A 12,407-nucleotide genomic window follows, 5' to 3' on the forward strand; every position below is an offset into this window, starting at 1 on the left:
GGAACCGAGAAATACCGGAAGTCTAACTGTTATGGCCCGTTGGTCAAGCGGCTAAGACGGCGGCCTCTCACGCCGCAAACGGGAGTTCGATTCTCCCACGGGTCACCAAATTTCTTCAAGAAAGATGTTGACAGTAGGCTGATGGTATGGTATAATAAAGCTGCACAGGAATGTGCAACGAAATAGTAGGTGTTAATGGTGACGAGGGTACACCTGTTCCCATTCCGAACACAGTAGTTAAGCTCGTTTACGGTGACAATACTTGGCTGGCGACGGCCCGGGAAGATAACTCAACGCCTACACCTGCGGATCGCAGATCCGCTCGATATTCCTCAATAGCTCAGTTGGTAGAGCATGCGGCTGTTAACCGCAGGGTCGTTGGTTCGAGTCCAACTTGAGGAGCCACTTAGACAATGCTTTGCCGTCACTTCATTGTGACGGCAGGGTAAAGTCGATTCCCTATATGGGCCTTTAGCTCAGTTGGTTAGAGCAACCGGCTCATAACCGGTCGGTCCCGGGTTCAAGTCCCCGAAGGCCCACCAAATTAAGTTAATATGGCCCGGTAGCTCAGTTGGTTAGAGCGCTAGCCTGTCACGCTAGAGGCCGTGGGTTCAAGTCCCATCCGGGTCGCCAAAAAACGGTACCGTAATCGTGCCGTTTTTTCTTTCGCTGCTATAGCTCAGTCGGTAGAGTGCATCCTTGGTAAGGATGAGGTCACCAGTTCAAATCTGGTTAGCAGCTCCATGAAAACGCCTGATCAAATGATCAGGCGTTTTTCTTTTACTGCAAACCGCGATCTTTGTCGAGAAATGGCGATAGAAAACTATTTTCATCCCTTGCCAGTCGATTTTTGAAATGATAAAATATAGATAGGGAGATGTCGATATGTCTCTGCATAAATTTTATCAAGCAATAGATGGAGATTTTGAAGCAGCCTGCCGCCGGTTTTACAACGAGAATATGCTGCAGAAATTCCTGATCCGATTTTTGGACGAGCCTTGTTGCGCGGAATTGAACGATGCCCTGGGTCGGCACGATCGTGATGCAGCAATCAAAGCGGTACACACGCTGACCGGACAGGCACGCAGCTTTGGTTTTATACGGCTGGAAAAGAAGAGCGCAGCACTGTTGCAAGCGCTGCGCGGCAATCAGGATGAGGAAATCACGGAACTGCGATACGAAGTCACGACCGAATACATCCGCATTGTGCATGCAATTCGCTCGCTGGCCTCTGAGCTGGGCATTTTTATGTAAGCTGCGTGTTAAACGCCCAATGCGTCCTCGATCACATCGATCAAATGGATAGGCGACACCTGAAGCGTGTTCAGACGTTCTGTAAAGGCGCGTGCTTCCGGCTCGCCGATGAACACATCGGGAACGAAGCAGGTTTGTCCGTGCTCCGGATCGTGGGCACTGATACCGAAAGATATATAAGCTCCGGTCTCGGGCGAATAGTGATTTTTTCTGATTACTTTGTAGACAAACATGATGCTTCCTCCGTCGATATTTGCTGATGTTCCCACTTCGTTTGGGAACATGTTCATTTTATCAGAAGAATTACGCTTTTTTTGCTATTCTGTGAAATTGGAGCAGAATCCTGTGAAATCGGCAGAACATGTTTAGAAACCGTTAAGAAATTCGACAAAAACTGACGAGAAAGGACTGTCAATAACCATGCTGCGGGTCGCAATTTGTGATGATTCGGCGTTAGAACGGGATATCCTTGCGGATTTTCTCAGTCATTACTGCAATGCACATGCGATTGACTATTCCTGCAAAATGTACGACAGCGGTGAACCGCTTTATTATGAGCTGGGGGACGGCGGATGGTTTGATATTATTCTGCTGGATATTCTGATGGACCCGCCGCTCGGCATTGATGTAGCACGCCGTCTGCGTGAGATCGGCTACAAGGGCACGATCGTCTTTTGTACCGCTGCGCTGGATTTTGCACCGGACAGCTTTGAAGTCGGTGCATCCGGTTATCTGCTCAAGCCATATACCCCGAAGACGTTCGAACGAACCATGCACCGCGTACTGTCCGATATCGTCGAGAATACATACGCGATCAAGAATCGTTCGCAGGTGCTGCACATTCCGCGCGAAGAGATTATGTATGTGGAAAGCCATAATTCACAGTGTATTCTGCATCAGGTGGGGCAAAAGACATACACATTATATAAAAAGCTCGGCGAGATTGAGCAGGAACTGACGGCTCCGTGTTTTCTGCGGTGCCACCAGAGCTTCCTTGTGAATATGAACTACGTCAAAGCTGTGGATAAGGACTTCACCCTTACAAACGATGATGTAGTGCTTATTCGCAAGAAAAATCTGAAGGAATTGCGGCAAATCTATTTTGATTACCGCAAACAGATTCATAATAGATATTGAGGATAATTTGTGTTTGGCAAAGTTAAAACACGGATTATCTGAAAAACGAAAAGCGTCCCATTGGGACGCTTTTCGTTTTTGTGGAAGGAGAAAGGCAACTTCATTTTCCATTCTCAATTCTCCATTTTCAATTATCCCAAAGCTGTATCCAGCACCATCATCACCAGAAAACCCGCCATCACACCAAGCGTGCCCGGATGTGAATGCTCACCGAGATGTGCCTCGGGAATCAGCTCCTCGACCACAACGTACAGCATCGCGCCTGCCGCAGCGGACAGCAGCCACGGCATGAACGGTGTTAGCGCGGACGCGCACAGCACGACAAGCACGCCGAAAATCGGCTCAACGATGCCGGACAGCGAACCGTAAACGAATGAGCGTGCGCGGCTCAGCCCCTCCTGATGGAGCGGAAGCGCGACTGCGGCTCCCTCCGGGAAATTTTGAATGCCGATGCCGATGGCAAGCGCGCCTGCCGCTGCAAACAATCCTGCGTTGCCGGTGTGCTGCGCGGCGCGAGCGAATGACAGACCGACAGCCATGCCTTCCGGAATGTTGTGCAGCGTCACTGCAAGAACAAGCAGCGTGGTTCGCCGAAAGGAGGATGGCAGACCTTCGGCCTGCTCTGCGCCGCTGTGCAGGTGTGGCATTAATCCGTCCAGCGCAAGCATAAGCACCAGACCGAGGATAAAGCCGCCTGCAGCGGGTATCCAGCCCGGCTGGCCGTTCTGCGCGGCCTCGTCAATCGCGGGAATGAGCAGACTCCAGATGGACGCGGCGATCATCACACCGGACGCGAATCCGAGGAAAATCTGCTGCATCAGAGCGCTGGACTGTCGTTTCATAAAGAATACCATGGCGGCGCCGAGCGTGGTCATCAGGAAGGTGAAGCCTGTGCCTGCGGCCGCCCAAAGCAATGTCTGCTGTATCATACGCACCTCTCTTTTTAGTTGGTTAGTTATTGCTAACTATGAGCATAGCACCGAACACACTTTCTGTCAATAGGGGACTTGACAGAAATGATATAATATTAGTATACAATCTTATGAGAATAAAACAGGAGGGTTCCACTATGGCGGTATCCCGTGAAAAAGTGTTATATTTCGAGCCGCAGCCGAGCGAACAGACTGCGGCGCTCAAGACCGTGCTCGTTCGCATGGGCGTGCGGATTCAGAACGTCGAAGCGGTCTCTGCCGGTCAGACGGTCGGCTTTCTGCTGAACCGCAAGGGCTTTGAGCCGACTGACGCGACTGCAGATGCGCCTTCCGCACCGATGATGGTGCTGGACGGCTTTACTGAAAAGAGACTGGACATTCTGCTCCGTGAAATGAAGGCGCATGGTGTTTCTGTGCCGTACAAGGCCATGGTCACCGAGCACAATATCGGCTGGACGCTGAGCGACCTGTTTACCGAGCTGGTGCGCGAGCATGAGGCTATGCACCAATGATCGAGCGCGTACTGAACGATTTCGACATCGACCAGATCGCAAGCTCCGGTCAGTGCTTCCGCTTCCACAGGGTTGGGGATAAGTCGTACGATTTGATTGCGGGCACACACCTGCTGAATATTCAGCAGAACGGCCAGACCGTACGGTTCGACTGCGATGAAGATGAGTTTAACGCCATCTGGCGGCCGTATTTCGATCTGGATGCGGACTACGGCCGCTGCAAAGCCGCAGTTGCCAAACGCGATATCTATTTGCAGAACGCCGTTGCATACGGCGGCGGACTGCGTATTCTGCGGCAGGATCTGTGGGAAACTATTCTATGCTTTATCATCTCGCAGCAGAACAATATCGCGCGGATTACCAAGTGTGTCGAAAATTTGTGTTCCCTTTTCGGGGAAATCTGTTATAATAAGAGTGAACAGGTATACAATAGCATTCCCACGGCAGAGCGTCTGGCGGTGTGCACGCCCGAGGACCTTGCGCCGGTGCGGCTCGGCTACCGCGCCAAATACATTTGCGCTGCGGCCCGGCAGGTCGCGTCCGGTGAGGTCGATCTGGAAGCTATCCGGCACATGGATTACGCCCGCGCCAAAGCCGAACTGCTGCGCCTGACCGGTGTCGGCATCAAGGTTGCGGAGTGTATCTGTCTGTTTGCACTGCATCACATCGACGCATTTCCGGTCGATACGCATATCCGGCAAATGCTGGACACACACTATCCGAAAGGGTTTCCGCTGAAACGATATAAAGGCTTTGCGGGTGTCATGCAGCAGTATGCATTTTACTATGAATTATCACTGAAAGGTTAAGGAGTGTTTAATATGGCAGTAGTAACCATTACGAAGGAAAATTTCGAGAACGAAGTGCTGAAGTCGGACAAGCCGGTCCTGCTGGACTTCTGGGCAACGTGGTGCGGTCCCTGCCGCATGGTTTCGCCGATTGTGGACGAGATCGCAAACGAGCGTGACGATATCAAGGTCGGTAAGATCAATGTAGACGAGCAGGGTGAGCTGTCCATGCAGTTCCGCATTGTCTCCATCCCGACCCTGATCGTGATGAAGAACGGCGAGGTTGCCAATAAGGCTGTCGGCGCTATGCCGAAGGAAGAAATCCTGAACCTGCTTGGCTAAAATCAAAACTGGATCAAAAGAGCTGACTCCATCGGAGTCGGCTCTTTGCTTTTACACCTAAAAAGTTTGTATTGAGCCGGTTTTCTTTTCTTTCGTGCGACAGCTTTTGTTTACCGTTTTGCGGTTTTGTGCTATACTAAAAATACTACCGCCAATATTGCTGATATAATGGTAAGGTATGATTTGGCAAGAGGATATATGTTTGGAGGAGCTTGCGTGAATCGCATTTCTGATAGTATGTTTCACTCCCGCAGCACTGCATGCAAGAAGCCGTATGGCGCGGTACCGGCAGGGCAGGCGGTCGAGTTTTCTGTTTATCCGCAGCGGGCACAGGGCGCGCTGCATGTTACCCTTTGGATTGAGGAAGATGGCTGTCAGGCCGAATCCCATCCGCTGCACTGGTGCGGCTATCAAGGCTCACACGACCGGTATACGGTAACCTATACGCCGCCGCATCCCGGTCTGTACTGGTATTATTTTTCGGTGGAACTGGCGGATGGTCTGCACTACTGTGCACGCGGCTACGGCGGTCAGGCGGAGTTGCTCGAGTCGGTTGGCGATAAGTACCAGCTGACCGTATACGACGGCGATTACCACACGCCGCGCTGGTTCGGCGAGGGCATCACCTACAATATTTTTCCGGACCGTTTCTGCCGTGACAAGGCGCCCGAGCAGCCGGAGGGCGAAGGCGTGATCCCGCGTGTGCTGCATCAGAACTGGGACGATATTCCGGTATACCTGCCGGATGAGCACGGCGAAATTCTCAATAACGACTTTTTCGGCGGTACGCTGCGCGGCGTATACGCCAAGCTGGATTATCTGGAGAGCCTGCACGTTACCACCATTTATTTCAATCCAATCTTTCAGGCGTATTCCAATCACCGCTACGATACCGGCGATTACAAGCGCATCGACCCGCTGCTCGGCTGCGAGGAGGACTTCCGTGCGCTGTGCAGCGAAGCCGCCAGACGCGGCATGCGCGTTGTACTGGACGGCGTGTTCAATCACACCGGCTACGACAGCCGTTACTTCAACGCTCGCGGTCACTACGACAGCGTAGGCGCGTTCCAGTCCAAGGAATCGCCGTATTTCAGCTGGTTTGACTTTCACAACTGGCCGAACGAGTACGGCTCGTGGTGGGGCATCTACACGCTCCCGCAGGTCAATGAGAGCGACGGCAGCTATCAGGATTACATCATCGAGGACGAGGACAGCGTGGTCCGCCGCTGGCTGCGGCTGGGCGCGTCCGGCTGGCGGCTGGATGTTGCCGACGAGCTGCCGGACAGCTTCATCCGGAGCTGAACGCTGCCGCCCGCAGGGAGAAATCCGATGCGCTCATCATCGGTGAGGTGTGGGAGGATGCGTCCAACAAAATCTCGTACTCCGAGCGCCGACGCTATTTCCAGGGCGGCGAACTGGATTCGGTTATGAACTACCCGCTGCGAGACGCTATTTTCGGCTTTTTGAACGGCGGCACGGCCGAGCATTTCGCGGAGAGCATGGAGTGCATCCGCGAAAACTACCCGCGGGACGTGTTCTACAACCTGATGAACGTTGTGGGTACGCATGACACCGCGCGTGCGCTCACCCTTCTCGGCGTAACCGAGAACGAGTGGAAGATGGACAGAAACGGCCGCGCACACTATCAGCTGCCGCCGGACCGTCTGGAAATCGCCTTGCGCCGCCTGCGGATGGCGGCGGTCATCCAGTTCACCATGCCGGGTTCGCCGACCATTTACTACGGTGATGAGGCAGGGCAGCAGGGCTTCGAGGACCCGTTCAACCGCCAGACCTACCCGTGGGGACACGAAAACCAGGAGCTGCTTGCGTTCTACCGTAAGCTGTGCGAAATCCGTGCCGAGGAACAGACGCTTGCGGACGGCGACCTGCAGTTCAGCGACACGACAGCCGGTGCACTGCTGCGCTATGAGCGCACGAGCGGAGACTCGCGTCTGGTGATCGCGGTCAACCGTGGACACCAGTATGTGGAAACAAAAATTGATGCGCTGTATGCGCTCGACCTGCTCAGCGGCGAGGGCTTCGCGTACGCCGATCCGGACGGTCTGATCGTATCCGTTCCGCCGGAGACCGCCTATATCCTGCGCTGTGTAAATGCAGCCGATTAAGGAGAATTTTCTATGGATATGACAGAAAAACAGCTTTCCAGCGAATATAAGTTCAGAGGCAGGATCATGACCGCTCGTGTGGACGAGGTATCGCTGCCGAACGGCAAGACCGCGCCGCGCGAGGTCTGTGAGCACGTCGGCGGTGTCGGCGTGCTGCCGATCGACAAGGACGGCAACGTTATTCTTGTGCGGCAGTTCCGCTATGCGTTCGATACCGAGCTGCTCGAAATGCCCGCCGGCAAGATGGACCACGGTCCGGAGGACGCCGAGGAATGCGGCATCCGCGAGCTGAAAGAAGAAACCGGCTGTACCGCCGGACGCATCGTGCCGCTCGGCGCGATTTATCCGTCTCCCGGCTTTCTGACCGAGGTGACCTATCTGTTTGCCGCGCTTGATCTGACCGAAGGCGAAATGCAGCCGGATGAGGACGAATTTGTCGAGGTCGTGCGCCTGCCGATCGCAGAGGTAGAAAAAATGATCGAGCGGGACGAGATCCGCGATGCCAAAACCGTCGCGGCTATGTATAGAGCAAAGCTGAAGAATCTTTACTAAGATAAGAGTGGAGATTGGAGAGTGCAGAGGAGGAAAGGGTTTGGATAAGAAAAAAATCCTTGTGGTTGAGGACGAAAAGGCCATTTCAGACATTCTGGTATTCAATTTACAGCGTGAGGGCTACGACACACTTGCGGCGTATGACGGTGCGGAAGGTCTGCGCTGCGCGCTTGAGGAAGCGCCCGACCTGATTCTGCTGGATGTCATGCTGCCCGAGATGGACGGCTTTGAGGTCTGCAGGCGGGTGCGCGCGGAAAAGGACACACCGATCATCATGCTGACCGCCCGTGAGGAAGAGACCGACAAGGTCATGGGTCTCGAGCTGGGTGCAGACGATTATATCACCAAGCCGTTCTCCATGCGTGAGCTGATGGCGCGCGTCAAGGCGAACATGCGCCGTACCTACGCAGGAGAGGACAGGGAAAAGGCGGAAGCGCCGTCCGGCGGCGGTCTGCGTGTATCCAAGGACAACGGCATGGTCTACAAAAACGGTCATCCGCTCGAGCTTTCCGCGCGGGAATTTGATATTCTGTGCTTCCTGTCCGCTGCTCCGGGACGGGTTTTCTCCCGTGAGGAGCTGATGGAGCAGGTCTGGGGCTATGACTACTACGGCGACCTGCGTGCGGTGGACGTGGCGATCCGCCGTCTGCGCGAGAAGATCGAGGATGAACCGGCAAGTCCCAGATACATCATCACAAAAAGAGGCATGGGATATTACTTTGCTGACGGGGAGTAAGCTATGTTCCGTTCACTACACAGAAAACTGGTGCTGATTCTGGTGCTGCTGATCGTATCCGTTATGGCGGTGGTCGGCACGTTTCTGATCAACAGTATCAACACCTTCTATCTGAACAGCTTTTATGAGCAGATGCAGGCGGTGTTCACGACCGATACCATCCGCTCCATGCAGGAGGCGGCTGCCGAACCCGGCACGGATGGTCTGAAAACCATCATAGATGCCCACAAGAGCCGACTCGGCATTGACGATTACCGCAACTATGCCATTCTCGATAGTGAGGGCGGCTTCCTTGACGGCTCCAACCCGAACGTATCCGTCACCCGCACAAGCAACGTCATTGCCGCAATGGCAGGAGAGACCGGAACGCGCTCGGCGGTGTCCGACAGCATTATGGACATTGCGGTGCCGCTGGACAAGAACGGCGACGGTGCGGTGGACTACATCGTGTATATCGCGGACAACAAGCGGGAGATTTCCGATCTGTCGTGGCGGTTCTTCCAGATTGTCATGCAGGCGATGATGTTCGGCCTGCTGGCGGCTATCCTGCTGTCCTTCCTGCTCAGCAAGACCATTACCACGCCGATCGAGCGCATCACTGAGGGTGCGCGGTCGATCGCGGAAGGCAACTTCGATCAGGACCTCGGCGTGCAGTCGTCGGATGAGATCGGCGAGCTGACCCGTTCGTTCAATTACATGGCGCACCGTTTGAAAAACACGGTCGGCGAGGTACAGGGCGAGCGCGACAAGCTGAACACGCTGTTCCTGCACATGACCGACGGCGTAGCCGCCTTCACGACTGACGGCACGCTCATCCACATGAATCCGGCCACCGAGAATCTGCTGGGCGTGCGTGTGGAGCAGAAGCTGAGCTTTGATGAGATGTTCGCTGATCTGGACATGCCGGACACGGACGAAACCGTCTCGCGCAGCTTCCTTACGAACGAGATTACGCGATTTGGGCGCGTGCTGTCCGTCACGCTGGCGCCTTACGGCGCACTGGACGGCGAGGGCGGCGTCATCGCCGTCATTCACGATGTCACCGAGCAGCGCCGTCTGGATGACGCACGCCGCGAGTTTGTGGCAAACGTGTCGCACGAGCTGCGCACGCCGCTGACGAATATCCGCTCGTACACCGAAACGCTGCTCGATGCCGCCGGAGAGCTGCCGCTTGACACGGAAAAGCAGTTTCTGGGCGTTATTTCGAGCGAGAGCGAGCGCATGGCGCGTATTGTCACCGATCTGCTGACGCTTTCCAAGCTGGATTACGGACGGATGGAGCTGCGTATGACGCGGTTTTCGGTGTCCGATCTGCTGAAAAAGGTGACGAATGCCATGAAGCTGACCGCCGAGGACAGCGGTCACATGATCCGCGTTGAGACCGAGCCGAACCTGCCGCCGATGGTCGGCGACAGGGAACGCATCGAGCAGGTTGTGGTAAATATTCTGTCCAACGCGGTCAAGTACACGCCTTCGGGCGGCAGGATTCGTCTGGCGGCACAGCGCGCAGGCGCAAACCATGTGCGCATCACGGTTGAGGACAATGGTGTCGGCATTCCGGCGGACGATGTGCCGCGCCTGTTTGAGCGATTCTACCGCGTGGACAAGGCACGCTCGCGTGCCGCAGGCGGCACCGGACTGGGTCTGGCGATCGCCAAGGAGATCGTTGAGCAGCACGAGGGCAAGATCGCTCTGACCAGTGAATACGGCAAGGGCACGACCGTGACGATCACGCTTCCGACCGACCTCAAGCCGCACGGCAGGGAGGATAAGGTATGAGAGGTGCGAAACGCTCAGCGAAGAACACAGCAAAAAATATCTCGCTTTTGGTGCTGTGCGGACTGATGGGCGTGCTATGCGCGGTAAACTGGCTGATGGGTCTGAACATTGCGCAAATGCCTGCAGACAGCACACTCCGCCGTCTGCACGACCGCTTTGTAGGCGGTGCGGTGGGCTATGAGATACGGTCCTCCGGTGTTTCGGCGGCGGATCCGGCACAGATGGCGCTGACCGTTGACGGCAAGCTGTACGGCGTGCAGTACAATCTGACCGATATTGACGCCGGCATCACGGCAACGCGTTCGCTGTGGTCGCAGGCGCTCACAGGTGAGGGGCTGCGGCCGGCTGATGAGAGTGAGCTGTGCACGGCTCTGCGGTCGGGCAGCTGTGCGCTGCTGCGCTACCACGGTGCGATCCCGATGCAGTCTATTGCGGGCTGGCTGGGCGGCTCGTGGAAGGATAATGACCGACTGCAGGTCGAAACACTGGTGTATGCCGCCGGTGTGCAGCGGCTGTTTGTCCGCATGGCAGGCGGCAGGCTGTATGCTGCGGATGCAGCGGTCTCGCAGAATGCACTCGAGGAGGCACAGAAGAACTTCCGCGGTCTGTCGTGCAGCTTTGCGGGAGATGCGTATGCGGTCTATCCGGAAACGCTGCTGTTCGACAGCGAGGCGCTGTCGCTTCCGGTGCTGAAACCGGCGCAGATCAACCTGTTTGCCGCACAGAGCGGCACCGGACTGGAGGATTTGCTCGGTGCATTCGGCTACACGGCCTACACGGATTTTTACAACGAGCAGGACGGAACTGTCCGTGTGTTCCTCGATGATACGAGCACGCTGCGGCTGAATGCGTCCGGTCTGGTGCAGTACGCGTCCACGGACGGCTCGGCAACGGTGAGCGCTTATGACGAAAGCGATATCACGGATGCGGCGGCGCTGGATGCACAGCTGGACTGCGCCCGGCTGATTCTCGATGCGGCGCAGCGAGCGGGCGATACGGATACGCATGCGTCGCTGTACGCGGTGGAGCGCAGCGGCGAGCAAACCACACTGATTTTTCTGCAGATGTACAGCGGCGTGCCGGTGCTCGGTGACGCGGACTTTGCAACCTTCGTATTCGATGGCAGTGCGCTGCGCACGGCAACGATTCGGCTGCAGAAATTTCAGCCGACCGGCGGCAAACGCACGGTCATGCCTGCAAAACAGGCGGCAGCCGGAGCCTCCGGCGCGGAACGCGGTCTGATGGCAGCCTACCGGGCACAGGACGGACAGTATGTACCGAGCCGGTTCTATCTGAAAAATGCGGCAGAGTGACCGCAGAAGGGAGATGAGAGCGCTTGCAATGGGATAAAGTCAAAAATATACTGATCGCAATACTGCTTACGATCAACCTGTTTCTGCTGGGCAATCTGGCGGTACGCGGCTGGCAAAGCCACCGGAGAACGAGTGAGCTTGAGGCCAATCTGCGCACGCTGGTGAGCGCCAGAGGGATGCAGCTGGATACGGCGTTCTCGTTTCCGGAGGACATCACGCTGCCCGAGCTGTCGCTCGACCGCAGCCGCGCAGATGAGGAAAAAATCGCAGCCGCCATGCTGGGCGAACACGCTGAACGCACCGAGCAGGAGGACGGCACGGTGCGCTTTGAGAGCGACAGGGGCACGCTCGAGTGGCAGGCGGACGGCAATGTGCAGGCGGACTATACGCTGACTGAATCTGCGCCGACTTCCGCATCGGAAGCGCTCGAGCAGGCGCGCCGACTGTGCAGCCGGTGGGGCTTTCAGGCCGAGCAGGCCGGCTGGACGGCGGAGGACACGGTAGTTACGCTGACCGGCTCGGTCGCCGGACTGCCGGTGCACAACCGGCGGCTGACACTGGACTTTTCTGCCGGAGACGGCTCGGTGTCGCTCGTCGGACTGTGGAGCTTCGGCACGCCGTACACCACCGCGAACGGCATCAGCATTACCTGCAGCGCAGCAGATGCTCTGCTGCAGTTTGCCGCAGAAAGCGGCGAAACCGGTACGATCGAGTCGATGACGGCCGGTTATCGTATGCAAACCGACAGCAGCCGCCGTATTCGTCTTACACCTACTTGGAAGATTGACACCGAAACAGGCGAATATTTGGTGGATTGTGACAAAAAGACGATTATCGGTGAAGAAAACTGAAAAACTGCTTTTCTTTATCTGAAATTGTGGTAAAATGTATTAGTGAGATTTTACGCGAATGGGTTTAGCCGCTGTCGGAGCTGCC

At 55.8% G+C, this 12,407-nt stretch carries 14 protein-coding genes, 5 tRNA genes and 1 rRNA gene; 18 read left to right on the forward strand and 2 right to left on the reverse strand.

From position 1 onward, the window contains the following. Positions 1-33: 33 nt before the first annotated feature. The 7 genes from DXB00_RS11935 to DXB00_RS11965 all read left to right on the forward strand — a co-directional run bounded on the left by DXB00_RS11935 (position 34) and on the right by DXB00_RS11965 (position 1,254). Positions 34-108: transfer RNA gene (locus DXB00_RS11935), tRNA-Glu, on the forward strand. 77 nt (positions 109-185) lie between these two features. After that, positions 186-302, forward strand: a 5S ribosomal RNA gene (rrf, locus tag DXB00_RS11940). Between the two features lie 27 nt (positions 303-329). Then, positions 330-405: transfer RNA gene (locus DXB00_RS11945), tRNA-Asn, on the forward strand. Positions 406-465: 60 nt separating this feature from the next. Next, positions 466-542 (forward strand) — tRNA-Ile (locus DXB00_RS11950). Between the two features lie 14 nt (positions 543-556). Next, a tRNA-Asp gene (locus DXB00_RS11955) sits at positions 557-633 on the forward strand. A 35-nt stretch (positions 634-668) separates the two neighbouring features. Beyond that, positions 669-744 (forward strand) — tRNA-Thr (locus DXB00_RS11960). Between the two features lie 141 nt (positions 745-885). After that, entirely contained in the window at positions 886-1,254 is a 369-nt protein-coding gene (locus DXB00_RS11965; RefSeq protein WP_110436076.1) for an Hpt domain-containing protein, read from the forward strand. An 8-nt stretch (positions 1,255-1,262) separates the two neighbouring features. Here the strand turns inward: DXB00_RS11965 and DXB00_RS11970 are convergent, their stop codons facing one another. Then, positions 1,263-1,487 (reverse strand): DUF6514 family protein, encoded by a 225-nt coding sequence (locus tag DXB00_RS11970; protein WP_118729142.1) that lies wholly within the window; start codon positions 1,485-1,487, stop codon positions 1,263-1,265. Positions 1,488-1,674: 187 nt separating this feature from the next. On the opposite strand from DXB00_RS11970, the gene DXB00_RS11975 reads away from it, so the two are divergent. After that, positions 1,675-2,391, forward strand: a complete 717-nt coding sequence (locus DXB00_RS11975) for a LytR/AlgR family response regulator transcription factor (RefSeq protein WP_118729141.1) — start codon at positions 1,675-1,677, stop codon at positions 2,389-2,391. 131 nt (positions 2,392-2,522) lie between these two features. Here DXB00_RS11975 and DXB00_RS11980 read toward each other — a convergent pair whose 3' ends face one another. Continuing rightward, positions 2,523-3,320, reverse strand: a complete 798-nt coding sequence (locus tag DXB00_RS11980) for a ZIP family metal transporter (RefSeq protein ID WP_207663669.1) — start codon at positions 3,318-3,320, stop codon at positions 2,523-2,525. Positions 3,321-3,460: 140 nt separating this feature from the next. Between DXB00_RS11980 and DXB00_RS11985 the strand changes: the two genes are divergently transcribed. The 10 genes from DXB00_RS11985 to DXB00_RS12030 all read left to right on the forward strand — a co-directional run bounded on the left by DXB00_RS11985 (position 3,461) and on the right by DXB00_RS12030 (position 12,322). Continuing rightward, complete coding sequence (locus DXB00_RS11985; RefSeq protein WP_158575068.1) at positions 3,461-3,835, forward strand: DUF3783 domain-containing protein; 375 nt, start codon at positions 3,461-3,463, stop codon at positions 3,833-3,835. Next, positions 3,832-4,644, forward strand: a complete 813-nt coding sequence (locus tag DXB00_RS11990) for a DNA-3-methyladenine glycosylase family protein (protein ID WP_119214985.1) — start codon at positions 3,832-3,834, stop codon at positions 4,642-4,644. Before DXB00_RS11985 ends, DXB00_RS11990 begins: the two co-directional genes overlap by 4 nt. Positions 4,645-4,656: 12 nt before the next feature. Then, the gene (gene trxA, locus DXB00_RS11995) at positions 4,657-4,965 is read left to right on the forward strand and encodes a thioredoxin (protein ID WP_116705145.1); all 309 of its coding nucleotides are present in this window, start codon (positions 4,657-4,659) and stop codon (positions 4,963-4,965) included. A gap of 216 nt (positions 4,966-5,181) precedes the next feature. After that, positions 5,182-6,267: an alpha-amylase family glycosyl hydrolase gene (locus tag DXB00_RS17750; protein WP_158581315.1), complete on the forward strand. Its 1,086-nt coding sequence runs from the start codon at positions 5,182-5,184 to the stop codon at positions 6,265-6,267. 38 nt (positions 6,268-6,305) lie between these two features. Then, positions 6,306-7,091: an alpha-amylase family glycosyl hydrolase gene (locus tag DXB00_RS17755; protein ID WP_442861384.1), complete on the forward strand. Its 786-nt coding sequence runs from the start codon at positions 6,306-6,308 to the stop codon at positions 7,089-7,091. 12 nt (positions 7,092-7,103) lie between these two features. Continuing rightward, positions 7,104-7,643 (forward strand): NUDIX hydrolase, encoded by a 540-nt coding sequence (locus DXB00_RS12010; protein WP_118285006.1) that lies wholly within the window; start codon positions 7,104-7,106, stop codon positions 7,641-7,643. A 40-nt stretch (positions 7,644-7,683) separates the two neighbouring features. Continuing rightward, the gene (locus DXB00_RS12015; protein WP_110436083.1) at positions 7,684-8,379 is read left to right on the forward strand and encodes a response regulator; all 696 of its coding nucleotides are present in this window, start codon (positions 7,684-7,686) and stop codon (positions 8,377-8,379) included. A gap of 3 nt (positions 8,380-8,382) precedes the next feature. Further along, positions 8,383-10,158, forward strand: coding sequence for an ATP-binding protein (locus tag DXB00_RS12020; protein WP_118729138.1), 1,776 nt, complete (start codon positions 8,383-8,385; stop codon positions 10,156-10,158). Continuing rightward, a complete protein-coding gene (locus tag DXB00_RS12025; RefSeq protein WP_118729137.1) occupies positions 10,155-11,471 on the forward strand; it encodes a hypothetical protein in 1,317 nt (438 codons plus the stop codon). The genes DXB00_RS12020 and DXB00_RS12025 overlap by 4 nt, the downstream gene beginning before the upstream one ends. A 23-nt stretch (positions 11,472-11,494) precedes the next feature. Then, entirely contained in the window at positions 11,495-12,322 is an 828-nt protein-coding gene (locus DXB00_RS12030; RefSeq protein ID WP_117751566.1) for a hypothetical protein, read from the forward strand. The last annotated feature ends 85 nt before the right edge of the window (positions 12,323-12,407 follow it).

The organism is Butyricicoccus sp. OF10-2, from assembly GCF_003481925.1.
Classification (GTDB): domain Bacteria; phylum Bacillota; class Clostridia; order Oscillospirales; family Butyricicoccaceae; genus Agathobaculum; species Agathobaculum butyriciproducens.

What these genes read in the sequence shown, in the direction of transcription:
- DXB00_RS11965 (WP_110436076.1), top strand. Translation starts at nt 886, where the DNA reads ATGTCTCTGCATAAATTTTATCAAGCAATAGATGGAGATTTTGAAGCA.
- DXB00_RS11970 (WP_118729142.1), bottom strand. Translation starts at nt 1,487, where the DNA reads ATGTTTGTCTACAAAGTAATCAGAAAAAATCACTATTCGCCCGAGACC.
- DXB00_RS11975 (WP_118729141.1), top strand. Translation starts at nt 1,675, where the DNA reads ATGCTGCGGGTCGCAATTTGTGATGATTCGGCGTTAGAACGGGATATC.
- DXB00_RS11980 (WP_207663669.1), bottom strand. Translation starts at nt 3,320, where the DNA reads ATGATACAGCAGACATTGCTTTGGGCGGCCGCAGGCACAGGCTTCACC.
- DXB00_RS11985 (WP_158575068.1), top strand. Translation starts at nt 3,461, where the DNA reads ATGGCGGTATCCCGTGAAAAAGTGTTATATTTCGAGCCGCAGCCGAGC.
- DXB00_RS11990 (WP_119214985.1), top strand. Translation starts at nt 3,832, where the DNA reads ATGATCGAGCGCGTACTGAACGATTTCGACATCGACCAGATCGCAAGC.
- trxA (WP_116705145.1), top strand. Translation starts at nt 4,657, where the DNA reads ATGGCAGTAGTAACCATTACGAAGGAAAATTTCGAGAACGAAGTGCTG.
- DXB00_RS12010 (WP_118285006.1), top strand. Translation starts at nt 7,104, where the DNA reads ATGGATATGACAGAAAAACAGCTTTCCAGCGAATATAAGTTCAGAGGC.
- DXB00_RS12020 (WP_118729138.1), top strand. Translation starts at nt 8,383, where the DNA reads ATGTTCCGTTCACTACACAGAAAACTGGTGCTGATTCTGGTGCTGCTG.
- DXB00_RS12025 (WP_118729137.1), top strand. Translation starts at nt 10,155, where the DNA reads ATGAGAGGTGCGAAACGCTCAGCGAAGAACACAGCAAAAAATATCTCG.